The sequence below is a fragment of the Streptomyces sp. NPDC055749 genome (assembly GCF_053617235.1).
Window position 1 is genome coordinate 44,455 of record NZ_JBSHFH010000017.1, and the last position, 22,826, is coordinate 67,280.

The 22,826-nt window shown below is 64.9% G+C and carries 21 protein-coding genes and 1 pseudogene; 11 read left to right on the forward strand and 11 right to left on the reverse strand.

Going from position 1 to position 22,826, the window contains the following annotated elements:
* Window positions 1-29: 29 nt before the first annotated feature.
* The 8 genes and pseudogenes from ACWGO0_RS15440 (at window position 30) to istB (ending at window position 8,863) form a co-directional block, all read left to right on the forward strand.
* Window positions 30-836 carry a hypothetical protein gene (locus ACWGO0_RS15440; protein ID WP_453533857.1) on the forward strand — a complete coding sequence of 269 codons (807 nt, stop codon included), beginning with the start codon at window positions 30-32 and terminating at the stop codon, window positions 834-836.
* Window positions 837-1,036: 200 nt separating this feature from the next.
* On the forward strand, window positions 1,037-2,137 hold the full coding sequence (locus ACWGO0_RS15445; protein WP_453533859.1) for a baeRF2 domain-containing protein: 1,101 nt from the start codon (window positions 1,037-1,039) through the stop codon (window positions 2,135-2,137).
* Window positions 2,138-2,222: 85 nt separating this feature from the next.
* Window positions 2,223-3,479 carry an arginine deiminase gene (locus ACWGO0_RS15450; RefSeq protein ID WP_453533862.1) on the forward strand — a complete coding sequence of 419 codons (1,257 nt, stop codon included), beginning with the start codon at window positions 2,223-2,225 and terminating at the stop codon, window positions 3,477-3,479.
* A 138-nt stretch (window positions 3,480-3,617) separates the two neighbouring features.
* Entirely contained in the window at window positions 3,618-4,283 is a 666-nt protein-coding gene (locus ACWGO0_RS15455) for a MarC family protein (protein WP_453533865.1), read from the forward strand.
* A gap of 936 nt (window positions 4,284-5,219) precedes the next feature.
* Window positions 5,220-6,482 (forward strand): threonine/serine ThrE exporter family protein, encoded by a 1,263-nt coding sequence (locus ACWGO0_RS15460; RefSeq protein ID WP_453533868.1) that lies wholly within the window; start codon window positions 5,220-5,222, stop codon window positions 6,480-6,482.
* 473 nt (window positions 6,483-6,955) lie between these two features.
* Window positions 6,956-7,600, forward strand: a pseudogene (locus ACWGO0_RS15465) (IS21 family transposase); the annotation flags it as partial.
* Window positions 7,578-7,985, forward strand: a complete 408-nt coding sequence (locus ACWGO0_RS15470; RefSeq protein WP_453534117.1) for a hypothetical protein — start codon at window positions 7,578-7,580, stop codon at window positions 7,983-7,985. The pseudogene ACWGO0_RS15465 and the gene ACWGO0_RS15470, both read left to right, overlap by 23 nt.
* A 41-nt stretch (window positions 7,986-8,026) precedes the next feature.
* The gene (gene istB, locus ACWGO0_RS15475; RefSeq protein WP_453534102.1) at window positions 8,027-8,863 is read left to right on the forward strand and encodes an IS21-like element helper ATPase IstB; all 837 of its coding nucleotides are present in this window, start codon (window positions 8,027-8,029) and stop codon (window positions 8,861-8,863) included.
* A gap of 18 nt (window positions 8,864-8,881) precedes the next feature.
* Here istB and ACWGO0_RS15480 read toward each other — a convergent pair whose 3' ends face one another.
* The 9 genes from ACWGO0_RS15480 to ACWGO0_RS15520 all read right to left on the reverse strand — a co-directional run bounded on the left by ACWGO0_RS15480 (window position 8,882) and on the right by ACWGO0_RS15520 (window position 16,875).
* A complete protein-coding gene (locus ACWGO0_RS15480; protein WP_453533870.1) occupies window positions 8,882-9,256 on the reverse strand; it encodes a hypothetical protein in 375 nt (124 codons plus the stop codon).
* Between the two features lie 210 nt (window positions 9,257-9,466).
* Window positions 9,467-9,874: a hypothetical protein gene (locus tag ACWGO0_RS15485; RefSeq protein ID WP_453533873.1), complete on the reverse strand. Its 408-nt coding sequence runs from the start codon at window positions 9,872-9,874 to the stop codon at window positions 9,467-9,469.
* Between the two features lie 144 nt (window positions 9,875-10,018).
* Window positions 10,019-10,855 (reverse strand): class II fructose-bisphosphate aldolase, encoded by an 837-nt coding sequence (locus ACWGO0_RS15490; protein ID WP_453533875.1) that lies wholly within the window; start codon window positions 10,853-10,855, stop codon window positions 10,019-10,021.
* On the reverse strand, window positions 10,836-11,768 hold the full coding sequence (locus ACWGO0_RS15495) for a 1-phosphofructokinase family hexose kinase (protein ID WP_453533878.1): 933 nt from the start codon (window positions 11,766-11,768) through the stop codon (window positions 10,836-10,838). The genes ACWGO0_RS15490 and ACWGO0_RS15495 overlap by 20 nt, the downstream gene beginning before the upstream one ends.
* A complete protein-coding gene (locus ACWGO0_RS15500; RefSeq protein WP_453533881.1) occupies window positions 11,765-12,748 on the reverse strand; it encodes an ROK family protein in 984 nt (327 codons plus the stop codon). Before ACWGO0_RS15500 ends, ACWGO0_RS15495 begins: the two co-directional genes overlap by 4 nt.
* Window positions 12,741-13,691 (reverse strand): SIS domain-containing protein, encoded by a 951-nt coding sequence (locus ACWGO0_RS15505; protein ID WP_453533884.1) that lies wholly within the window; start codon window positions 13,689-13,691, stop codon window positions 12,741-12,743. Before ACWGO0_RS15505 ends, ACWGO0_RS15500 begins: the two co-directional genes overlap by 8 nt.
* 52 nt (window positions 13,692-13,743) lie before the next feature.
* Complete coding sequence (locus ACWGO0_RS15510; protein ID WP_453533887.1) at window positions 13,744-14,646, reverse strand: carbohydrate ABC transporter permease; 903 nt, start codon at window positions 14,644-14,646, stop codon at window positions 13,744-13,746.
* Entirely contained in the window at window positions 14,646-15,533 is an 888-nt protein-coding gene (locus ACWGO0_RS15515) for a carbohydrate ABC transporter permease (protein WP_453533890.1), read from the reverse strand. The genes ACWGO0_RS15510 and ACWGO0_RS15515 overlap by 1 nt, the downstream gene beginning before the upstream one ends.
* A 76-nt stretch (window positions 15,534-15,609) precedes the next feature.
* Window positions 15,610-16,875, reverse strand: a complete 1,266-nt coding sequence (locus ACWGO0_RS15520) for an extracellular solute-binding protein (RefSeq protein WP_453533893.1) — start codon at window positions 16,873-16,875, stop codon at window positions 15,610-15,612.
* 137 nt (window positions 16,876-17,012) lie between these two features.
* On the opposite strand from ACWGO0_RS15520, the gene ACWGO0_RS15525 reads away from it, so the two are divergent.
* The 3 genes from ACWGO0_RS15525 to ACWGO0_RS15535 all read left to right on the forward strand — a co-directional run bounded on the left by ACWGO0_RS15525 (window position 17,013) and on the right by ACWGO0_RS15535 (window position 20,820).
* Entirely contained in the window at window positions 17,013-17,141 is a 129-nt protein-coding gene (locus ACWGO0_RS15525; protein WP_453533896.1) for a DeoR family transcriptional regulator, read from the forward strand.
* A 52-nt stretch (window positions 17,142-17,193) separates the two neighbouring features.
* Window positions 17,194-17,403, forward strand: a complete 210-nt coding sequence (locus ACWGO0_RS15530) for a hypothetical protein (RefSeq protein ID WP_453533899.1) — start codon at window positions 17,194-17,196, stop codon at window positions 17,401-17,403.
* Between the two features lie 789 nt (window positions 17,404-18,192).
* Window positions 18,193-20,820, forward strand: a complete 2,628-nt coding sequence (locus ACWGO0_RS15535; RefSeq protein WP_453533901.1) for an alpha-N-acetylglucosaminidase — start codon at window positions 18,193-18,195, stop codon at window positions 20,818-20,820.
* A gap of 216 nt (window positions 20,821-21,036) precedes the next feature.
* On the opposite strand, the gene ACWGO0_RS15540 is transcribed toward ACWGO0_RS15535, so the two are convergent.
* The gene (locus ACWGO0_RS15540) at window positions 21,037-22,212 is read right to left on the reverse strand and encodes an ROK family protein (RefSeq protein WP_453533904.1); all 1,176 of its coding nucleotides are present in this window, start codon (window positions 22,210-22,212) and stop codon (window positions 21,037-21,039) included.
* A 167-nt stretch (window positions 22,213-22,379) separates the two neighbouring features.
* Window positions 22,380-22,784, reverse strand: a complete 405-nt coding sequence (locus ACWGO0_RS15545; RefSeq protein ID WP_453533907.1) for a hypothetical protein — start codon at window positions 22,782-22,784, stop codon at window positions 22,380-22,382.
* Window positions 22,785-22,826 lie beyond the last annotated feature (42 nt).

Genomic DNA, 22,826 nt, shown 5'->3' on the forward strand with positions numbered 1-22,826 from the left:
TGGCACCAGAAATGACATAGTGTAAGCAAATGATGTGCGATGAAGCTGTCAGGTTCGACGTGGCAACGACGGCTGGCTGGTACTCGGCTGTGGCGGGACTCCTGGCAGGCTTCGCGCTTCTAGCTATTCCGCTGACCGTTGATCAACAGTCATCAGGAAAACACACCTTTGAGGACAGGCGAAGCGGGGATGGGGTTGCTCTATTCGTTTCCGCATTCTTCGCGCTGCTGATCCTTAGCTTCACCTTCGCCGTGATCGCTGGATTTTCTTCCGAAGGTATCGCTCGGGCTGTCGCCGCGCATGAGCTCCAGCTCAACGGCGCGGTGTTCGGGTTTGCATCGCTCTTGCTGCTACTCGGAGTGAAGACCTTGCTTCAGCTCCGCAGCCGTGATTCGGGTGCCTTCGAGTCAGGGCAGCGTCTGATCGTTAACGCGGCCGGACTTTACGGTCCGATTGTCGTGCTTGCTTTCCAGTTCAGGGATGCGCTCGACGTCGAAACCTACCGAGCTGCACCTAACAACCCAGTCGGCGGCGCAGAGTGTGCCCATGAGGTTTCCGACGGGGTATGGATTAATCTGGTGATTGCACTGATCGCAATCGCCGCCTTGATTGCGATGGCCGTGTCGGGCCAGCGTTTGCCGCGTCAAAATGGCCTTGCCCTCTTCGCCGGCCAAGTTACGTTGGGCTTCGCTGTCGCCGTAGCGCTGTGGACGACCATGGTCGTCTCGTTCCTGCCGGTTGACTTCGTCACTGGCGCGCTACTGGAGCACCTGACTCTCGGTGTCACCGCGGTCGGCTGCATCGCCTTCGGCGCTGCCGCTCGACTGTCGGCTTGAATGCCGTCGTGCTGGCGCAACAGCCCGGACAGCAACAGCGCTCCCGCTTGGCCAGACGCGGAGCCTCCGCTCGCGTCGCCCTTGCCAGCTTTAGCGGGAAGGAGTCGACATGCCCGCGCGTCGGATCACCTTTCCTAATGGTATGGGGCAATATGTCCGGACTGTAGCTTCTGTTTCTTGGTGACCTTGAAGGAGTGCTGGTGGACCTTGCGTTTCTTCGTCCCCTGTATGAGGTGTCGGGGCCTGTCGTGTCGGTGCATCTGGACACCACCCGTGCGGACCAGGACGCGGACAGACGTATCGAGATCCAGTGGCGGCATCTGAGACAGGAACTCGAGCACCAGGGCGCGGACAGCCAGACGCTCGATGTCATTGGAGCGCAGGTAGGCGGTGCGCCCGAGGTGGTGGGTCTGCAAGGGGAGTCCCTATTTGCAACCCAGGGTCGTCTGCTTGGTGCGTACACTCTGGCGGCTCCACCTTTGCGGAACAGAGCAGTATTCGGGCCAGTGGCCGACGCCTTCGACACGGTGCTCGACTACGACCGGCAGCTTCCCCATGTCGTGGTGGCCATCGATCGGCAGGGCGGCGACATTGACGCATACGAGGCGGGGACTCTGGATGCCGCGGCTAGCCGTTCCTATAGCGGCAGTACATTGCACATCACTCGAGTCAAGGCCGGTGGGCCGTCGAAAGCCTCATACCATCGCAGGACAGAGAACGTGTGGTCCGCGAACGCGGCAGGTGTGGCAGAGGAGATTGCCGCCGCTGTTGAGGCGGTGGACGCAGCCGTGGTTTTCATCGGCGGCGATGTCAAGGCAACTGCGGCCCTGCGTGACCAGCCGGTGTTGCAGCGTGCAGGCCTCACTCTCGTGGACGTCTCTGGAGGCCGTGGCGGGGAAGACGCACAGGAGTCTCTACGCCGATCGGTTGACGAAGCCCTTGCTGCCGCCTCCCGGCGCTCACACGACGACACGTTTGCCAGTTTCAGGCAGAGCGCGGCATCGGGCGCTGCCGTGTCCTCAATCCCGGCGGTGGCCGAGGCCTTGGCCGACGGACGAGTGAGTACCTTGTTGCTCTCCTCTCACTTCCCCCAAGGCCTGTTGAAATGGTCTGCCGCATCCGAACCACTGGTGGTGGCAAGTGCCCGGGAAGCCCTCGCTGACAAGGCAGCAGAAGCGTTCGAGATGAACGCAGCAGCCTTGTTGCTCCGCGCGGCCGTACTCAGCGACGCCCACTTCACCGAGATTCCCGCAGGGCAGGGCGACGTGGTGGACGGCACCGCTGCCCTCCTGCGCTACTGACCGACCTGACCTCGGCAACTTCTTGCCGCCGCAGTTCCCATCCCCCGCAAGCTGTTTGAGACAGCACATGAGCTAGAGGAATCCGATGACCGCAGATGCCTCCGCCGAGACGCTCGGCGTCCACTCCGAGGTCGGCCGACTGCGTAAAGTTCTGGTCTGCGCTCCTGGTCTCGCGCACCGGCGTCTGACACCGACCAACTCCGACGACCTGCTTTTCGATGACGTGATGTGGGTAGAGAACGCCCAACGCGACCACGCAGACTTCGTCAACAAGCTCACCCAGCGCGGCGTCGACGTCGTCGAACTTCACGATGTTCTGGCTCAGACCATGAACGTCCGCGAAGCCAGGGACTGGCTCCTGGACCGGAAGATCGTCCCTAACGAGGTCGGCCTGGGCCTCGTTGACGACGCCCGCTCTTTCCTGGAAACCCTCGAGACCAAGAAGCTGGCCGAGTTCCTCATCGGCGGCCTTGCGACCACTGACCTGCCGGATGACTTCCGCTCCGGCTATCTCGCACTCGCGCAGGAATCGAGTGGCGCGCGCGAATACCTCATGCCGCCGCTGCCCAACACCCTCTATACCCGCGACACTACGTGCTGGCTGTACGGCGGCGTCACACTCAACCCGTTGTACTGGCCCGCCAGGCATGACGAGACCCTCCTCATGAAGGCCATCTACGCCTTCCACCCCGACTTCAAGGGCTCCACCGTCTGGTGGGGCGACCCCGAGAAGACCTGGGGCCAGGCCACCTTCGAAGGCGGCGACATCATGCCTGTCGGCAACGGCGTCGTTCTCATGGGGATGAGCGAGCGTACCTCGCGCCAGGCCATCACCCAGGTCGCCAAGGCACTGTTCGAACAGGGCGCGGCACAGCACGTCATCGTGGCCGGAATGCCCAAGCTGCGCGCGGCGATGCATCTGGACACCGTGTTCACCTTTGCCGACCGCGACATCGTCACGCTGTACCCGCACATCATGAGCGCCGTCCACACCTTCTCGCTCCGTCCGAGTGACAAGGCGCCTGGACTGGACGTGACCGATGAGGGCTCGACTCCCTTCGTAGACGTGGTCGCCCGAGCACTCGGCCTGCCCGAACTGCGAGTGATCGAGACGGGTGGAGACGTGTACGCCTCCGAGCGCCAGCAATGGGACAGCGGAAACAACGCTGTCGCCCTTGAGCCCGGTGTGGTCTTCACTTACGACCGGAACACACAGACAAACACGCTGCTGCGCAAAGCCGGAGTGGAGGTCATCACCATCGTGGGTGCTGAACTCGGCCGGGGACGCGGCGGAGGACATTGCATGACGTGCCCGCTGATCCGCGAGCCCGTCACCTTCTGACACCTCCCGGGCCGTTTCACCCTCCAACTCCCGGATACCCAGTACGCGCTCGCCGACAGCCGATAACAGCGAAGGGCTTTCGCCGGCGGGCCTTCTTTCTCACCTCGGCGCGGCTTGCCCGTACCTTCTGGAGACGTCATGTCGTCGCTGCACCTGGACGATGCGCTGCTGCTGTTTTTCGCCCTTTTCGCGCTCTACAGCCCCATTGCGGCACTCGCGTCCTACCTCCCCTACATGGAGGGCTACAGTCGCTCTGACCAACGCAAGCTGGCCTGGCAGCTCTTCGTCAACACCACCATTCTCATGCTCGCGGCCCTCTGGGTCGGCGAACCGCTCCTTGAACTCCTCGGGCTCAGCACAGCCGCGCTCTCGGCCACCGGGGGCATCGCACTGCTCCTGGCAGCAGTTCCCATGATGACTGGTCAAACCGCAACGGCCGTCGAACCTGTCTCCGACAGCCCCGCCGCCAAAGACCGGCCCGCGGTGCCGCCGTGGAGGTCGATTGCCTTCACTCCCCTCACCTTCCCCCTCACCTTCGGCGGCACCACCTTTGGCTTCTTCGTCGCGTACCGAGCTGAAGCCCCCAGTACGACCGCGGCCGTCGGCCTCACCATCGCCGGCCTTGCCTACGCGGCCCTCACCGGCATCACGCTCGCCTTGGCCGGCCGCCTCACCCACCGCATTACGGCCTCCACCACTGCCCTTCTGGAGAAGGTCGCGGGCATCCTCCTGACCGCCATCGCAGTTACTCTCATCGCGAGCGGCGGCACCCGGCTCATCGTTGACGTCATCGACAGCCTCTGAACCTGACAGCATCCAGGCACGTCCCCTGCCTGCTCAGCGCTTCCTCTGGTCCCAACTGATCATCTCGCGCGTCACCATCAGGTGGTCCGCAGCCCTCTTCACTCGCTTACTGAGACCCGAAGGGATGTACCCGCGAGAGGCCCGAAGCTTCCCGGCTCTGCTGAACCGACCGTGGATCCGCTCTGTCAACTGCCCGTTCCGTCCAGTGCAGCGTTCTCCCGCGTACGGCAAGAGGAGGGTTCTGCACTTACGAGGTAGTCACGGCACGCTGTACCGAGAAGACCGGCCACCTCCTTGCCTCGTGCGTCAGAGGCAACGAGCAATCCATTCCGGTAGCCCCAGTCCGTGTTGCTCCAAGGTCACGGAAACCCAGCACGAAGTCACCAAGCGCATCGCAGTTCAAGGCCACATAGCACGCCGGCTCCGACGCCTCGATGTGTGCGGCCGCGCTGACGAAGATCACCCGGCCTATGGCTTGATGGTCGTGTCGAACGCCCGATGACCAAGACCGAGGACGTCAGAAAGGTGCTTAATCGTCGTCGGCGCAATGTCGATAGCCGGGTCATGCTTGGTCATCGTGCTCCCCTCATCCGCTCTGATACGACACTCAGAAGGCAAGTGGTGCCAGCTACAAGATCATCCGGCATTGCCCGATGGTGGCACTGGGCCCGCGCCTGACCGTACGGGCGACTGATCTCGCGTGGAGGCGTGCGCGGAATGCTAGGACCCACGAAAAGAAACCACACATCGAACCAGCACCCGGTTCACAGGGGACGCAGCACTCGGTCAGCTCGCCGCCGAGCGGCAGGCGAATCGTGGCTGGACAGAATGCGGGACGCCTTGTGGCGGGGAGGTCCTCGGCCTCAGTCCCCGCAGAGCAGGCAGGACGCACCTTATGGCCAACTCCTGGACGCGGGTGAGGTGCTGGGTCTCACATTGCGCATCGGCGAACTACTCCTGGCCAGCGGACAAGGTGCCGAAGACGTCGAGGCCGCCATGCTCGGGATCACCAGCGCCTATGGCCTGCACCAGTGCGAACCTCAGGTGACGTTCACCATGCTGTCCATCAGCTTCCAGCCGGACACACACCCAGTTCCCCTAACAGCAACCCGAACCGTACGCCGCAGGGCGGCGAACCACAGCCGACTAGAAGCCACCCACCGGCTGGTCGATCGCATCGTGCACGGCGAATACGACGTCCAGACTGCCAAGACGCGACTGACACAGATCCGGAACGACGCCAGCCCCTACCCTCCATGGGCTGCATCCTTGGCCGCAGGGTGCTTGGCCGGCAGCGCGAGCCTGCTGGTAGGGGGACACTGGAGTCTGCTCGCGGTCGTAGGATTCATGACCGCCTTCTGCGCGGCCGCCGCAGGCGACCGTCTCGCGGCCCTGCTGGCACGCTACGGAGTGCCAGAATTCTACCAGTTCGTCGCAGGCGCCCTGCCCGCCTCCATCAGCGGAGTACTCCTGGCTGCGGCCGGAGCCGGCTTGCAGGGATCTTTCGTGATCACAGGCGGACTCTACGCACTCCTTCCCGGCCGGGCACTGGTCGCAGGAGTCGAAGACGGACTGACAGCGTTCTACTTAACGGCCGGCGCGCGACTGCTGGAAGTCTTCTACCTCGTCACGGGAATCGTACTGGGGGTACTCGCTGTCCTCCCGCTGGCACACTACCTGGGCGCTGAACTCCGCCCAGAGGAGAGCTTCGGACGCAACTCCCTGCCCATACTGCAGCTGATCGCTGCAATGCTGGTGTCCGCAGCGCTGGCAGTGCTCCTGCAATGCCCTCGCGATGTCCTGCTGCCGGTCACCGCGAACGGCGCGGCAGGCTGGGCTGTCTTCGGTGCTCTCAACGGCCAGGCAGGCCTGGATCCGGTCACGTCAACCGGAACGGCCACGATGTTGGTTGGCCTGTTCGGGCAGCTCATCGCACGGCGTAGAGGCACGACCTCCCTGATCTACGTGACAGCCGCACTGGGCCCTCTTCTTCCTGGCTCAGCCGTCTATCTGGGGCTTCTCGGTTTTATCCAGGGGCGCACCACGCAAGGCCTGACCGAACTGAGCCGAGCCGTGGCCCTTGCTCTGGCCCTTGCAATCGGAGTCCATGCGGGTCGCGAAATGGCCCGGCTTGCCGAACGGGTACCCGTCTACGTCGGTCGCGTCCGCGATGCCGCCCAGCAGACCCGAGGGTACTGAGCCGGCCAGGCCAAGCACCTCACTAGCGATTCGCCCCCGACCTGTCTTACTCGCGGTCGCCCCGCCGAGACCGGCGTTGCCGACAGAACGAGTACAGCCAGGACCCATGATTCAACGGCTGTCCTGGCCTTCCATGACATGGAACGCTGCGGTCAGCGAGCTCGGCCCCCTGCCGTCCCGGCATACGCCGCCCGCTTCTTCAGCCGCTGAGAGACCAAGGCCGGACCGCGGAGCCTCGTGTGCTGCACGGCGGACGAGCGGAGATGACAGACGATGGCGACTGAGAGCGGACAGCGCAAGATCCTTGTAGGCGGACAAGTCAGGTCCTGATCTGCGGACAGTTGATCTCCCTTTCCGCGGACCCATTCGTGTCGATTCCGAACAGGTGATCCCTCCGGGGGTTGGTTCGGTGCTGCCTGGCAGCGAACCAACTCATCTCCGGAGGGATCGTGAAGAAGTCTGACAGGGAGATCATGGAAATCTTCGAGGCTCTCGACGCCACCGAGTGCGCGCATTCGGCGGCTGCGCTGGCGGGGGTCGATCCGAAGACCGTGCGCCGGTACGCACGAATGAGGGACGCGGGTCGTCCCACCGGTGGTCCGGTGAGCCGGCCGAAGGTGATCGACCCGTTCATGCCGAAGATCGAGGAGTGGGTCGAACGCTCGCAGGGCACGGTGCGGGCCGACAAGCTCCACGAACGCCTTCAGCTGCTTGGGTTCGCCGGGGACGAGCGGACGACCCGGCGGGCGGTCGCGCGGGCGAAGGAACGCTGGCGGGCCGGCCACAGTCGTACTTACCGGCCGTGGATCACCGAGCCCGGTCTCTGGTTGCAGTTCGACTGGGGATGGGGCCCGAAAGTGCCTGGTCCGGGCGGCACGGCCGAGCGGGAGACGCTGTTGTTCTGCGCGTGGCTGGCCTGGTCCCGCTTCCGGGTGGTGATCCCGGTCTGGGACCGGACCCTGCCCACTGTGATCTCCTGCATCGACTCCACGTTGCGGGCCATCGGCGGGGCACCGACCTACGTACTCACCGACAACGAGAAGACGATGACCATCGACCGGGTCGCCGGGATCGCGGTCCGACATCCTCAAGTCGTTGCCGTGGGCCGCCGACCTGGCGCACTATCCGAACCATCCGCAGGAGATGGACGGCTCCCCGCGCCAGCCCAAACCCAAGCCCGCGAACGACGCCGAGGCAGCCTTCCTCGCGCTGGGGCCCGGGGCGAAGTCCTGGCTGATCGAGGCCGGCGCCGCGGGCACCACCCGGATCCGGGTGAAGATGGCCGCCGCCGTCGAGCTCGCCGCCCTCATCGGCCCCGCCGAAGTCGACCTCGGCCTCGGTCTCGCGGCGACCGCGGGCCGGTTCGCCGAGGACGACTTGATGTCCATCGTCCAGCACCGCCGGCACGGCACCCGCCCCGCCGACCTCGTCGTCGCCGACGAATCCCACTCGGTCCAGCCAGGCACCTCCGCCTGGGCCGACTTCGGCCGCCAGGCCACCTGACCTACTGCTCCGAACAATCCGACAAAGAAAGGCAGTTGCTGATGACCACCACCGCTGTTGCCGATCCGCCCGAAGTCGTTCCGGCCCCGTCCCCCGTCCCGCCGTCGCCCGCACCCCCGCCGATCCCCATCGAGCTGGAGGCCGTCCTGAAGCGGATGCGGTTCCCGTACTTGCGCCGGGCGGCCCCAGAGGTCCTCGCCACGCCCCGCTCGCAACGCTGGGACCCGGCCGAGGTGGTCCGGATCCTGCTGGAGGAAGAGATCAAGGGACGGGACGAGGCGACCCGCCGCAACCACCGCCAGCAGGCCCAGCTCCCTTCGGGCAAGACCTTCGACTCCTGGCGCGAGGCCGACTCCTCCATCCCGGCGCCGACCCAGCAAGCCCTGATGACGCTGGAATGGATCGGACGCGCGGAGAACCTGGCTGTCGCCGGGCCTTCCGGTACGGGCAAGAGCCATCTCGCCGAGGCCCTGGCGAACAAGGCGATCGACGAGGGGATGAAGGTCTCCTGGTTCACTCTCGAATCGCTCACCGCCCACCTGGGACGGGCGACCGTCGACAACACCGTCTCCAAGGCCATCGCGAAGATCACCCGATGCGACCTCATCATCATCGACGACATCGGCATGCTGCCCTCCGGACAGGCCGCCGCCGAGGCGTTCTACCGCGTCATCGACGCTGCCTACGAACGCCGGTCCGTAATCGTCACCTCGAACCTGCACCCCTCAGGATTCGACTCGATCATGCCCAAAACGCTGGCCACCGCCGCCGTCGACCGGCTCCTGCACCACGCCCACATCGTCCTCACCGAAGGCTCCAGCCTGCGGCTGACCCAGGCCACCACCGGCCAGGGCGTCGTTCCGCTGGCGTCGTCGTGAGAGATCAACCGCCAGCACTCAGCACGCTTCGGCTCCCCTCGGCCGGCCAGCTGTGCTCTCCCGGAACTCGTCGAGCAACCGGAAGAACGCTTCCAGCGGTGGCTCGTCAGGGAGATGCCGCTCGATCGCGCTGGCCCAGCCCGTCGCCATCGACCAGCCGTACTTCCAGCCCAGCCACTGCGCGAACGGGCCGGCAGCGGGGTGGAAGACGAAGTCCTCGTCCACCCCGTGGACCTGAAGCGCGACAGAGTAGCCAAACAACATCGTGCTCAGCTCTTCCACCGAACCGTTACGCACCCATACTCCGGACCGCAGCCGCACCTGCTCCACGAGGTCGAAGGCGTTCCGCAACTCACCTATGGGCCTCGGGCGCAGTTCGCGATCATCTGTCACCCGGCCACCCTACGCAGGCATCATCCGCTCCGATACTCCACGTCAGCTACCGGAGCATTGAGCCGCACGGGCGATCAATTGTCATACCGGACAGGGAGATCAACTGTCCGCCAGCAAGGACCTGAACTGTCCGCTCACCCGGATGTCCCACTGTCCGTGGACAGCGACGTAGGCACCCGGCGAAGGGTGCCTACTCCACCGGGAGCATGGCTAGGGCGCCAATGCGATGTCGAAGAAGTGGATGCTTCCGTTGCCGGAAGTACGTCGGCTTTGACCTGCCTGATCGGGTCCAGCGCAATGCAGTGCGCGAAGAACCGGTAGTCGATGCCCGCATTTCCATAGCCAGTGGGACGGTTGCGGCCATCCGTCGATCTTCACCGCCTGTCCCGCGCTGGACACGATGTTCTTCGTGCCGGGGGCCGCGGTGGGCCATGTCAGCTGGGCACCGAGCGCGCTGACAGGTGCTTCAGGAATCAGCCCGACCGCTGCGAGCTTCTGGGTGGAGAAGCTGTTGCCCTCAGCGTCAAAGTCACCGGTCTTGGTATCGGTCTCGTCGGTGCTGGCGACCTTGTTGTGCGCATCGGACAGACGGGGCAGAAGGGGAGCATGGGGCGGCATCACTCGAGAAACGACTGTCGCGGCGATGACACATTGGTGTCGATAGACGCGTGGAAGATTGCTTTAGCATTAAAATCATGCAACCGGTACGCTCATTTTGCGCTCTGTCGCACCCCAGGGAGTCCCGCGAACGGGAGAGCGACCTCAGCTGCTGGCCAACACTCTGAGCAGCCTGGCGACCTCGGCCTCGATCGCCGATCGGGCAGGGCCAAGGTACTTGCGCGGATCGGCGGCCTCGGGGGATGCCGCAAGGCGCTCGCGTACCGTTCTGCTGAAGATCTTGTTCAGATGGGTCGAGATGTTGACCTTCGTGATGCCTGAAGCAACTGCCTTCACAAGATCGGTGTCAGCAACACCCGAGGAACCGTGAAGGACCAGCGGCACGTCGACGGCAATTCGCAACCGCCCGATGAGTTCGAAGTCGAGGACCGCGTCGCGGCTCAGCATCGCGTGGCTGCTGCCGACTGCCACGGCTAGGGCATCCACACCCGTCGCCTCCACGAAGGCTTGGGCCTCAGTCGGATCGGTGCGGACCCCGGGCGCGTGGGCGCCGTCCTTGCCTCCGATCTCGCCGAGTTCCGCCTCCACCCAGACGCCCGCACGGTGACAGTGCGCTGTGACCTCGCGTGTCGCGGAGACGTTCTCTTCGTAAGGCAGCCGGGAGGCGTCGAACATCACTGAGGTGAAGCCGATTTCCACGGCCTCGCGAGCCAGTCGGGGAGATTCGGCGTGGTCGAGATGGACCGCCACGGGCACAGTGGCTTCCTGCGCCATGGCCAGTGAGGCAAGCCCGATCGGTTTGAGTGAGCCGTGATAGCGGGCCGTGTTCTCGCTGATCTGGAGGATCACCGGCAGGCCGGCCCTCTCGGCTCCAGCGACGATTGCCTGAGCGTGCTCGATCTGAACGACGTTGAAGGCACCGATCCCTGTGTTGTTCGAACGGGCGGTACCCACGATGAGGTCAGTGGCTGTCAGTGGCACGTATCTCCTCTACGGAAACTTCGGTACGGAACTCGGCGTAGACGTCGACGGCGACGTCACCCGCCACGGGGCAGGGCACTGCTGCGGCCGAGAGCGCCACTGCCTCGCGCAATACGTCTGGCCAGGGGACGCCGTACTGCAGCCCGAGCGCGAGAGCGGCGACGCATGCGTCGCCAGCCCCGGTCGGGTTCCCCGAAAGCTGGCGAACGGGAGCGGCCCGCCAGGCACCCTCTGAGGTGACGGTGTACAGGCCCAGGGGGCCGCGTGATGCGACGACTGCGTGCGCCCCGAGCTCGCGCAGGATTCCTGCTGCCTTGACTACGTCCGCCACGCCCGTCACTTCTGCGAGCTCGGATGCGTTCGGCTTCACCACGGTAGGGCCGGCGGCGAGCGCCGCGAGCAGCGGCGGACCGCTGGTGTCGAGCACGGTTGCGGCGCCCGCGTCGGCAGACAGCCGAATCAGCCGGGCGTAGGCGTCGGTCGGCAGTCCCGGCGGTAGGCTGCCGGAGAGGACAACGATGCGAGCGTTGCGGACGAGTTCGGCGAAGCGGATCTCGAAGCCAGCCCAGGTCTTGAGATCGGCGTGGGGACCTGGATTGTTGAAGACCGTCGCATCACCGTCGGCCCGCGAGACGATGGTGACGGTTCTGCGCGAGTCGCCCGTGATCGGTACGAGTTCGTCCCGCATTCCAGACGACATGAGGTCGTCGCGGATCATCCCGCCCGTTGGGCCGCCGGCCAGTCCGGTCACAATGGCCGGTGTACCAAGCGCGGAGAGAACGCGGGCCACGTTGATGCCCTTGCCGCCCGCCCGCTCGAAAGTGGCGAGCACGCGGTGCGAGGCGTGGGGGACCAGGTCGTCCACGGTGTAGGTGACGTCGAGCGCCGCGTTCAAGGTCACGGTCAGGATCACGGCACTATCGCTCCCACCTCGCGGCGCTTCCTGCCGGCGGGATGCGGCTCGTACCCCACCGATTCCCACGCGATGATGCCCGCGCCCAGGCACCCCGCCCGATCACCCAGTCGGGCACGGACCACCGACGGCCGCCGCTGGAAGGTGAGGCGGTCCTCCAGGCGTGCACGCAACGGCTTGATCAGCAGGTCGCCGGCATCCGCGAGACCGCCCCCCATGACGATTCGCTCGGGTGAGAACAGCGTGCTGCAGGTGGCGAGTGCCGAGGCGAGGGCGTCGACGGCCCGGTCCCAAACAGCCACGGCCACGGGATCGCGGCGGGCCACTAGCCCTGCTACTTCGGCGGCTCCGTCAACAGGCCGGCCGGAGCGCTCGGCATACGCTGCCTCGATGGCCGCGGCGGAAGCGATGGTCTCCAGACAGCCCTGGGCGCCGCAGGCACATGGGGCTCCGTCCGGTTCCACCACGACGTGACCAAGCTCGCCCGCATCGCCGAGGCCGCGTACCAGCCGACCGCCGCACAGGACCGCGGCCGCGATTCCCGTTCCGACGGGGACGAAGAGTGCATCCAGCACGCCCCGAGCAGCCCCGACGCGCCATTCGGCTGTCCCGCCGGCGCGCACGTCGTGTCCAAGTGTGACGGGTAGCCCAGTGGATTCTTCGAGCAGCGCCGCCAGGGGAAGTCCGGACCATCCGAGATTGGCGGAGAAGACGACGTTTCCCGAAGCCTCTTCGACGATCCCCGGCACCACAACTCCCGTGGAACGCACGGTGAGTCCCCGTTGCTCAGCCTGCTGTCGCAGCTCGAGCAGCGCGACCGCGATAGCGTCGATCACCATGTCCGGCCCCAAGGCCCGCAAAGTCGGGCGCCGTAGCGTGGCCAGCGGCGTGAGCGCACGGTCCAGGATCGCGCCCTTCATGCCGGTGCCACCGACATCGAGCGCGATCACGCAGTCCGACGCGGCAGGGATATCAGGCATCGCTGGTACCGAGAATCACGGAGCGGGTGAGATTTCGGGGCCGGTCGGGATCGTAACCGCGGACCGTCGCTAGGAGGACGGCGAGTCGCTGCGCCCGTATGAGATCGGCCAGGGGGTCGAGACTGCCGGCGACGTCCCCGGAATCGGCGACGAAGGTCCCACCGACTCGTGCGACATCGTCGGACAGGCCCTTGGGCGCCGGGCCGAAAACCCAGGCCACGCGTCCCGGTCCGGTAATGCTGATCGGGCCGTGCCGATACTCCATGGCCGGGTAGGACTCCGTCCACGCGCCTGCGGCCTCGCGCATCTTCAGTCCGGCTTCCAACGCGAGCCCATAGGTCCATCCCTTGCCCAGGAACGTGACCTGATCTGCTTCGCACACCTTGGAGTCCAGTGGCTCGGCAACGGCCCTCTCGGCGTCGCTGACTGCCTCTGCCATCGGTCGCACACCAGGGGGCAGCGCTTCCTCACTCTCCAGGTGAGCGCGAAGAAGAGCGAGTGCGGTGGTGGCGAAACGGGTCTGGACCACCGATTCCTCGTCGGCGTAGTCCAGTACGGCGACGGCGTCCGCGAGGTCCTTGACAGGGGTGGCGGCATCCGCGGTGACGGCCGTGGTGCGGACGGTTCCCTTTACCGCTGCGAGCAGGTCGAGGACCTCGGTGGTGGTTCCGGACCTGGTGATGGCGAGGATGCGATCGTAGGCGCGGCCGGTGGGAAACTCCGAGGCGGCGAAGGCGTCGGTCTCACCGTGCCCGCCGCGCTCGCGGAGCTGCGCGTAGGCCAGTGCCATAAACCATGAGGTGCCGCAGCCGACAACCGCGACGCGCTCCCCTCGGCGAGGCAAGACGTCCGTGAGTAAGGCAGCCGACGCGGTCGCGCGCCGCCAGGCGTCGGGCTGAGAGGCAATCTCGGCCGATGTGCGGGAGCCATCCTTGGTGAACATAGAGACGTACTCCTTGATGGGAGGGTTGCAGTATGTGTAGTGACGGCGTTGGCTACTTGACGGAGCCTGCCGTCAGTCCTGACACGACCTTGCGCTCGATGACAGCGAAGAGGGCGATGACAGGCACGATGGCGATGACCGATCCTGCGAAAAGGTAGTTCCACTGGACGGTGTAGTTGCCGATGAAACTGTTGATGCCTACGGTCAGGGGCTGGTTCTGCGGCATCGTCGACAAGGTCAGGCCCATGACGAACTCGTTCCATGCAGCGATGAAGGTGAAGATCATCGCCGTGACGACACCAGGCAGCGCCAGTGGAAGGGTGACTCGCCTGAGCGCCCCGAAGCGGCTCAGGCCGTCGATCATCGCGGACTCCTCGAGGGCGACCGGGATAGAACCGATGTACGCGGTGAGGATCCAGATGGCGAACGCAAGGTTGAACGCTGCGTTGCACAGGATGAGGGTCCACACCGAGTTCAGCATGTCCAACTGGTAGAACTGCCGGTAAAGGCCGACCAGCAGGGATGTCGGCTGGAACATCTGGGTGATCAGTACCAGCAGCAGAAAGATCCTGCGGCCGCGGTACTTCATGCGCGCCGTGTAGTAGGCGGCAGGCAGAGCGACGAGGAGCACCAGAAGTGTGGATCCCGCTGCCACGAGCAGGGTGACCCGCAGGTTGGCTCCCAAGTTCGAGTCGCCCCACACGTTCACGAAGTTCGACCAGGCGAAATCATTGGGAAGGTAGTTGGCGTCCCGCAGCTCGTCGGCCGGCCGCAGCGCGGTGACGATCATCTCCGCATACGGGAGTAGGAAGACGGCGGCGAGCATCCAGGCCGAGGCTGTGATGATCACAGTGCGTGGCCGCAGTCCGCGCGTGGGCCGGGTGCCGTCCGGTGTTGTCCGACGGCGCTCGCGTGGGGAGACCTTTGCGGCTCGTGTGAGGGTCGGCTGTGCCATCAGTTCTCCTCCTCCTTCCAGCGGCTCGCCTTGAGGAAAACGGCCACCATGATCATGACGAGGGCGAAGTTGAGGACGGACATGGCTGCGGACTCACCGATGTCGGAGCTTTTGAGCTGGTACATGAACACCGTGGTCGTGGCGGTGTCACTGTCCGGACCGCCTCGGGTCATGCTCCAGATGATTGGGAAGGAGTTGAAGACGTTGATCAGATTGATCACGACACCGACGAGGAATGCAGGCCTGAGCAGCGGCAGCGTGATCTTCCAGTAGGTCTGCCATGGGCCGCTGCCGTCGACCCTGGCCGCCTCGTACACCTCGTCCGGCACGGTCTGCAGACCGGCCAGCAAGGTGTATGTGGTGAAGGGGAGGGAGATGAAGACGGCCACGAACATCATCCAGGGCCAGGCGGTGGCGGGTGTGCCGAGCCAGTCCTTGGGGCCGTCGATCAGCCCGATGTCTGTCATCAGCGTGTTGAGGACGCCGGCGGTCTGGTTCAGCATCCATTTGAAGCCGATGGCCGTCATCACCACCGACGCCGCCCAGGGGGCGATGAGAGCCCAGCGGGTCACGCGGCGCCCCGGGAACTTCTGATTGAACAGCTGGGCGAGAGCCAGCGACAACACCATCGTGAGAGACACAACCACGAGCGTCCACACAGTCGTTGCCAGCAGGACTGAGGGCAGCGTCGGCTCGTCGAACAGTTGACGGTACTTGTCGGTTCCGGCCGAGCCGCGGACGAATCCACTGCTGCTGATGCGCAGGAACGACGTGCGGATCATCTCGTAGACGGGCCAGACGACGACGAGGACGATGAGCAGGACGGCAGGGCCGATCCAGGGGAGAGCTCCGAGCCGGGCAATCCCGGAGTGCCTGCTTTTGGTCACGCTCCGGTGCGAGGGGGCCTCGGAGGTTGCATGGTCGATAGACACGATGACCTTCCGGTCTTCAGGGGGCGGTGGACTACTTGTCCGCGACCGCTTCCTGGGCCGTCTTCTGCAAGTCGCCGAGCACCTGGCCAGCGTCGCCGCTCACCGCGGTTCCGCCCTTCTTCTTGATCTCCGCCGACACGGCGTCCCAGGTGGTGTTGCCCAGCGGGTAGAAGACGGCGCCCGGCAGCAGACCGAAGAACGGCTCAAGATCCTTGTGCTTGCCGTTCGTCTGCATCTCCTGCAGCGTGTCCTTGGTAACCGGCATCAGGTTGTACATCTCGTCGAACTTCAGCGTGTTCTCCTTGGAGTACGCGAAGTCGAGGAACTTCTTGATCTCCTCCTTGTGGCCGTTGTCCTTGAACGCCATGGTCCAGTCGGCTACTCCCACGGTGGAGGTGAGGACTCCGGACTTGCCAGGGATGGGCGCCACGCCGTAGTCGACCTTGCCATCCTTGGCCATCTGGATCAGCGACGGGTGGCCGTTGAGCATGGCCGCCTTCCCCGCGGCGAAGTCAGCGAAGGCGGTCTTGCGGTCGGTGGTGGCGGGGTTGGCGTAGGTCAGTCCCGGGCCTACGAGGTTGGTCTTCAGCCAGTCGAAGGTCTCGATGTTGGCCTTGCTGTCGAGGGTGTACCCGCCCTTGTCGTCCGTGTAGCCACCGCCGTTGCCGAGCTCCCAGATCAGGCTCTCGCCCTGCGCCTCTTCGGGACCGAGGGGCAGCGCGTACGGGACGACGCCGGGGAGCTTCGACTTGACCTTCTCGGCTGCTGCAGTGATGTCGTCCCAGCTCTTGGGCGCTTCGGTCACGCCGGCCTTCTTCAGGAGGGTCTTGTTGTAGAAGAAAGCCCGGGCCGAGGAGACGAAGGGGATGCCGTACTGGGTGCCGTCGACCTCGCCGGCCTGCGCGAAGCTGTCGATGAGGTTGGCTTTGGTCCGCTCGGACAGTACGTCCTCGGCCTTGTAGAGCAGATCGTCGGCGACCTTTTCGGCGTAGCCGCCGGTCTGCAGGACGTCGGGGACGTTTCCGCTCTGGATCATGGTCTTGACCTGAGCATCGATGTCATTCCAGTTGACCACCTGAACATCCACCTGGATCTGGGGATTGGCCGCGGTGAATCTCTTCGCCACGTCCTCCCAGTAGCCGGCGGAACTGTTCGTTGCCTTGTCGCCGTAGTCGGCGGCGACGAGCTTGAGCGTCACCTTGCCGCCGGACGAACCGCTGTCGCCACCGCCGCACGCGGTGAGGGCAAGCATGCTGACCACACAGGCCGTGCTGAGCGCGAGTATGCGCTTGTTCATGGAGAAGACCACCTTCGGTGAAATGTTCGTCAGCCCCCGGCGCGGGGGCTCTTGCGCCTGCACAGTCCCGCAGGAACATCAACGATGTCAAGAGATGTTCGCTTAGTGGCTCCAAAGAGCACTATCTTGCGCTCTACGTGCAACTAGTGGGCCGGGCACTGCTTCAACTGCTGGCTGCTGACGGCCAGCTGGAAAGCGAGGAAACCGCCACCGCCCTGGACGTCTCCATGGCAACGATCCGGAGAGATCTGGACGAGCGGGCGTAGAAGCACTGCTCGTCCGTACACGCGGGAGCGCCCTCGCCCACGGGTCTTCTACGTGCTTCCCCTGCGCTACAAGTCCTCGCGCCACGCACCGGAGGAGCAGCGGATCGCCGCCGCAGCCTCAGACCTCTTCGGTGACGACGAAGCGGAGTGGCTCAACGGCGGCACGACCACGACGGAAGCTGCGCGCGCACTTGCCCTGCGGACCAGCGGCAATCAGCTCGCGTCCGCTCTGGGCGCCCCGCCCCTTCCCCGACCGCAGTGACCAACGCGCTCAACATTGACGCAGAACTCGCCATACGCCCTCAGATCAAACTCGTGACCACGTGTGGAATGGCGCGCCCGCAGATGTTCGAGCTGGTTGGCCCTCTGACGACGGGCGTCCTTCGGCGAAGTCGTATTCGACGCGGCGGTCCTGGGCGTCGACGGAATGGATTCAACGCTGGGAATCATGGCTCATCACGAAGACGAGGCCCACGTGAGCAGATTGTTCGCCGAACGCGCCACCGTGTCATGGTCGTCAGCGACTCGTCCAAGCTGGGCTTGTTCCGCTCCCTTTGACGGACACCCATAGGTGTGGTGGTCAGGCCTCGAGTGCGGTCTCGCACTCGGGCTGAATGTCCGCCAAATCGGATCAAGCCCACTTACGGGCTGTGCGCATCCACGATCAGCCTCCGAAGTATCAAGGCCGACGTGGATCCCCGTGGGGCGACGCCCTCGGCATAAGTCCAGAGCACGCGGTTGGCACTGCTGTCAGACTCCGATCCCAGCGTTGCCAAACCCATGGGACCGGGCTGCATCCGCTCGGGATCGCTGACCGTCGCGTGCCCTGTCAGACCGAAGCCGGCCGACCGCAAGTACAGCTGAGATCATCAGAGTTACGCACAAGATTGGACTACACCACTGGACCATGGAGGCATCCGGTGGCGCACGTCAAGACCCCTGCAGCGAATCGTGACGCCTCGCACCGCCAGCTCCGCGGGGACGGGAACTGCCGAACAGCTCAGTTGGAGGCGAACCTCTTGACGGATCGAACCTCCTTCCGCTCATAGTTATGAACGATCCGTTTCAAACTCCCCTCTGGATGGTTGACTTCGTGAGAAGCTTCAGATCCTGGGCCCTTGCATGCGCGGCGACGGCACTGGCTGTCGTCGCAACCGTGCTGGGAGGCCCCGCCGTCACCACGCCGGCTGCTGCAGCACCGGAGGGCGGGAATGCCTTCGCCCCCGGCCCCGCCCGAGCCGCCCTCGACCGGCTCCTGCCCCATCACTCCGCGCAGTTCACCCTGGTCCCCGTCAGCCAGCAAGGCGCTGGGGACCACTTCACAGTCTCCGGCCTCGCGGGCAACGTGCGCATCGAGGGAACCAGCCCGGCCGTCCTCCTCAGCGGCGTCAGCTGGTACCTCAAGCACACTGCGAAGGTCGACATCGGCTGGCCAGGAGACAGCACCTCCCAGCTGCCACCAACCCTCCCAGCGCCGATCAGTGCGATCCACAAGGAAGCCTCGGTCCCGCACCGCTTCGCTCTGAACGACACGGATGACGGCTACTCCGGCGCCTACCGCTCGTGGGCGGATTTCGAGAAGCAGATCGACCTGCTCGCCCTGCATGGTGCCAACGAAGTCTTTGTCCAGATGGGCGCGGACGCCGTCTACTACGAGACGTTCAAAGAATTCGGCTACACCGAGGAAGAACTGCTCAACTGGATCCCCGGTCCCGCCCACCAGCCATGGTGGCTGATGCAGAACATGTCCGGCTTCGGCGGTCCGGTCACCGAACGCCTCCTCGCCAAGCGCGCCCACCTGGGCCGCAAGATCGTCAAGCGCCTACGCGCCCTCGGCATCACCCCCGTTCTCCCCGGCTACTTCGGCACCGTGCCCCCCGACTTCACCACCAAGAACCCGACTGGACGAGTGATCCCCCAGGGCCGCTGGGTCGGCTTCGACCGCCCCGACTGGCTCGATCCCCGCACCCCGGCCTTCTCCGACGTCGCCTCCTCCTTCTACCAGCACCAACGCGACATCTTCGGCGACTCCACGATGTACAAGATGGATCTCCTGCACGAAGGCGGCCGGCCAGGAGACGTACCCGTCGGGGACGCGGCCACAGAAGTGATGAACTCACTTCAGACAGCGCATCCCGGAGCCACGTGGGTCCTGCTCGGCTGGCAGAGCAACCCGTCGAAGGCCATCATCGAAGCCGTCGACAAGAGTCGACTCCTCATCGTCGACGGCCTCTCCGATCGCTACGAGAACCTCGACCGCGAGACCAAGTGGCAGGGGGCACCCTACGCCTTCGGCACCATTCCCAACTTCGGCGGACACACCACCATCGGGGCGAACACGGCCGTATGGACCAGCCGTTTCGATCAGTGGCGAAGCAAGCCGAACAGCTCACTCCAGGGCATCGCCTATATGCCGGAAGGCACCGGCGGGAACCCGGTTGCCTACGAGCTATTCATGGAACTGGCCTGGCGAGAAGGCCCGATCGACCAGAAAGCCTGGTTCGCCGACTACGCGGAACGACGGTACGGGGGTGCGGATCCACATGCGGCGAAGGCATGGGAACTGCTGCGCAGCGGACCGTACAGCACCCCTTCCGGAAGCTGGAGCGAGTCCCAGGACAGCCTCTTCACCGCACGGCCTCGGCTGACCGCGGGCACCGCTGCAAGCTGGAGCCCGAGCTCCATGCGCTACAACCACGCCACAGTGCAAAAGGCGCTCACTGAACTGCTGCTGGTGTCACCTGCATTGACCACCAGCGACGCCTACCGCTTCGACCTGGTCGACGTCGCCCGCCAAGCCCTGACCAATCGCAGCCGGATACTGCTTCCCCAGATCAAGGCCGCCTACGACGCCAAGAACCTCACTCTCTTCCGCACGCTGACAGCCGAGTGGAAGGATGACCTGGCCCTTCTCGACTCACTCCTCGCCAGCGATACCCGATTCCTGCTCGGTCCATGGCTCGAGGCCGCAAAGTCATGGGGGGAAAGCGACGCCGACAAAGCCGCTACCGAGTTCGACGCCCGCTCCATCCTCACCACCTGGGGGCACCGTTCGGGAAGCGACGCCGGCGGGCTGCGGGACTACGCCAACCGCGAATGGTCCGGTCTGGTAACAGACTTCTACGCCATGAGATGGACCAAGTACTTCGACACGCTGGACACCGCACTGGTCACCGGGCAAGCACCCACTGCGATCGACTGGTTCACCGTCGAGAACGCCTGGAACCTGCAGCGCAACACCTACCCGGTGCAACCCGCCGGCGACCCGATCGCCTTCGCCACCAAGGTGCGCGATGCGCTCCCGGCATTGCCCCCCTCCGGCCCTCTGACCAGTAGCAGCGACACATGTGTCGACGTCACAGGCGGCAGCTCGGCGAACGGAACAGCCCTCCAGCTGTCCTCGTGCAACGGCACAGCAGCCCAGACATGGACCGCCCCAGGCGATTCCACCCTGCGGGCGTTGGGGAAGTGCATGGACATTCGTAACGGGTCCGTGGCCGATGGCACCGTCGTTCAGCTCTACCAGTGCAACGGCACACCAGCACAGGCATGGACGCATCAGCCGGACAGCACTCTGCGCAACGTCAAGTCAGGGCTTTGTCTGAGCCCCGAGAGTGCACTCTTGCTGATCCGCACCTGTACGGGTGCCGCACATCAGCGGTGGACCCTGCCCAGCTGATCGCACTCTCTGCCGGCACCGCAAGGATCGACGAAAGGGCTCAGAACGTCTTCGGTGAGGGCCAGCGGGCGCACAGCACGCTGGCCCTCACCAGCTGTCGAAAACTCGCTGTCACGTCCGAGCGCCAGCAGCTCACGATCTGAGGAAGCCACGTGCTGGGAGGCGCCGAGCAGCTCTGCAGGTGGTACTCGTACCTGACGGGCAACACATGTGATTTCAACTCAACGAGGTCGGGTCCAGCATGCGCTCCTCCGCAACGCCGAGGGCATGGCAAACCGCACCGAGCATTACCGCCTCCTCGCCCAGTGCTGAAGTGTGCACGGCCACGGGGACCAAAGTATGGAGGCGCAGGTATCGGCGAACGGGCTCCATGAGAACCTCTCCTGCTCGAGACACCCCTCCACCTATCACGACACACCCAGGGTCGAACAGCAGCACCAGAGCGGCAACACCCCGGGCGAAACGGGCGGCTACACGCTCCACTACCTCGATGGCCACTTCCTCGCCTGCCGCCGCAGCCTCGAACAGCGGAGCTACGTCATCCTCATCGCCAGTCGGAGCGCCCGCGGTCAAGGCCAGGTGATGGATAGCCTTGGCTCCTACGAGCTGCTCGAACGGTCCAGCGCCATCACCTCTCCGTGGCCCTGGAACAGAATCAGGATCGGACGACAGGTCGATGAAGCCAAGCTCCCCGGCTGCCGCCGCATGGCCGCGGTAGGCCGTGCCATCGATAAAGATTCCGCAGCCGATCCGTCTGCCCCACTGCACGAACACCATGCTGTCACTGTCAGTCGCCGCAGCGGCCCCGCGCTGGCGCTCAGCGATCGACGCAAGGTTGACGTCATTGTCTATGAACACCGGGCACGGAAGGAGGTCTTCGAGCATCTTCATGGCAGGAAGCCCGGCCCATCCAGGAATACTCGGTGCTAGCAGCACCTTGCTTCGCTGACGGTCCACGATCCCCGGAGTTCCGACGCTCACAGCCCACAGCTCACCGAGGGGAATGCCGGCATCAGCAGCCGCTGCGCTGAGCGTCTCCCGGAGAATTGCGAAGATCTGCGAGCCGTCCGCAGAACCAGCTACCAGAGAGCGTCGCACGGTCACGACTGTACCCAGCAGGTCAGCAATCGCCACGAGCACTTTGTGAGGGCCGATGTCGATTCCGGCGACGTGGCCACACTTGGCACGAAACCTGACATGCTGCGCGGGCCGCCCTGGCTGCGCCTGACCAGACTCCTTGCCTCGGAACTCAACCAAGCCCCGATCCCGCAGATCGGCAAGTGCCCTTCTCACAGCAGGTCGCGAGAGCCCGGTTGCGCCGGCAAGGCCGCTGACATCAGCAGTAGCCTCACCGGCCTCGCGCAGCGCCATGAGGACAGCGGCGACGTTCATCTGACGCAGTACGTGCGGACCCTTTGCTACAGATCTCTTGGCCGCCGTAGGCATCCGATTCAACTCCTCCCGTATACCTTGAGAACTCTACCGAGCTTGCCGACCTTCCTCCTCCTTGCTGATCCCGCATCGGGCCGGTCCTGTCATCCGGGGCGCCGGGAGCCGCGTCATCCTTGCCTTTTTCGCATGTGGCGGGCGGCGCGTACGAGGTCGAGGCAGCTGTCGTAGTCCGCCAGTTCACTCACCTCAAGACCGCCCTGCCCCACTCCAGGGCGTCGTTTACGACGGCGCCCCTGCGAGGCTTCCACCGTGACGCACTCGCCCGGCACGAACTCCTCGTGATCAACAAACAGCACGGATCCATCAATCCGGTCGTCTACGAACGCATCACCCCCTGCCGCAGCGGACACGAGTTGTGGTGCGATCAGGGCCGCATCGCCGAGAGCGTCCGCATCGACGACGAAACCTGCGTTCTCCAGCCCGTACCGATCATGCGACTCGAACCAAGCATCGGCGTCACCAAGAACCGCTGGTGCCACGTCCTCAAAATCCCCTGCCGGCACGACGACCACGAGTACCGGTGCTTGTCGGCATCACTACCGCCACCGCGGGCC

Excerpts from the sequence above, each read along its gene's own strand:
- ACWGO0_RS15440 (WP_453533857.1), top strand. The coding sequence starts at position 30 with ATGATGTGCGATGAAGCTGTCAGGTTCGACGTGGCAACGACGGCTGGC.
- ACWGO0_RS15450 (WP_453533862.1), top strand. The coding sequence starts at position 2,223 with ATGACCGCAGATGCCTCCGCCGAGACGCTCGGCGTCCACTCCGAGGTC.
- ACWGO0_RS15455 (WP_453533865.1), top strand. The coding sequence starts at position 3,618 with ATGTCGTCGCTGCACCTGGACGATGCGCTGCTGCTGTTTTTCGCCCTT.
- istB (WP_453534102.1), top strand. The coding sequence starts at position 8,027 with ATGACCACCACCGCTGTTGCCGATCCGCCCGAAGTCGTTCCGGCCCCG.
- ACWGO0_RS15485 (WP_453533873.1), bottom strand. The coding sequence starts at position 9,874 with ATGCCGCCCCATGCTCCCCTTCTGCCCCGTCTGTCCGATGCGCACAAC.
- ACWGO0_RS15500 (WP_453533881.1), bottom strand. The coding sequence starts at position 12,748 with ATGCCTGATATCCCTGCCGCGTCGGACTGCGTGATCGCGCTCGATGTC.
- ACWGO0_RS15505 (WP_453533884.1), bottom strand. The coding sequence starts at position 13,691 with ATGTTCACCAAGGATGGCTCCCGCACATCGGCCGAGATTGCCTCTCAG.
- ACWGO0_RS15510 (WP_453533887.1), bottom strand. The coding sequence starts at position 14,646 with ATGGCACAGCCGACCCTCACACGAGCCGCAAAGGTCTCCCCACGCGAG.
- ACWGO0_RS15520 (WP_453533893.1), bottom strand. The coding sequence starts at position 16,875 with ATGAACAAGCGCATACTCGCGCTCAGCACGGCCTGTGTGGTCAGCATG.
- ACWGO0_RS15535 (WP_453533901.1), top strand. The coding sequence starts at position 18,193 with ATGAACGATCCGTTTCAAACTCCCCTCTGGATGGTTGACTTCGTGAGA.
- ACWGO0_RS15540 (WP_453533904.1), bottom strand. The coding sequence starts at position 22,212 with ATGAACGTCGCCGCTGTCCTCATGGCGCTGCGCGAGGCCGGTGAGGCT.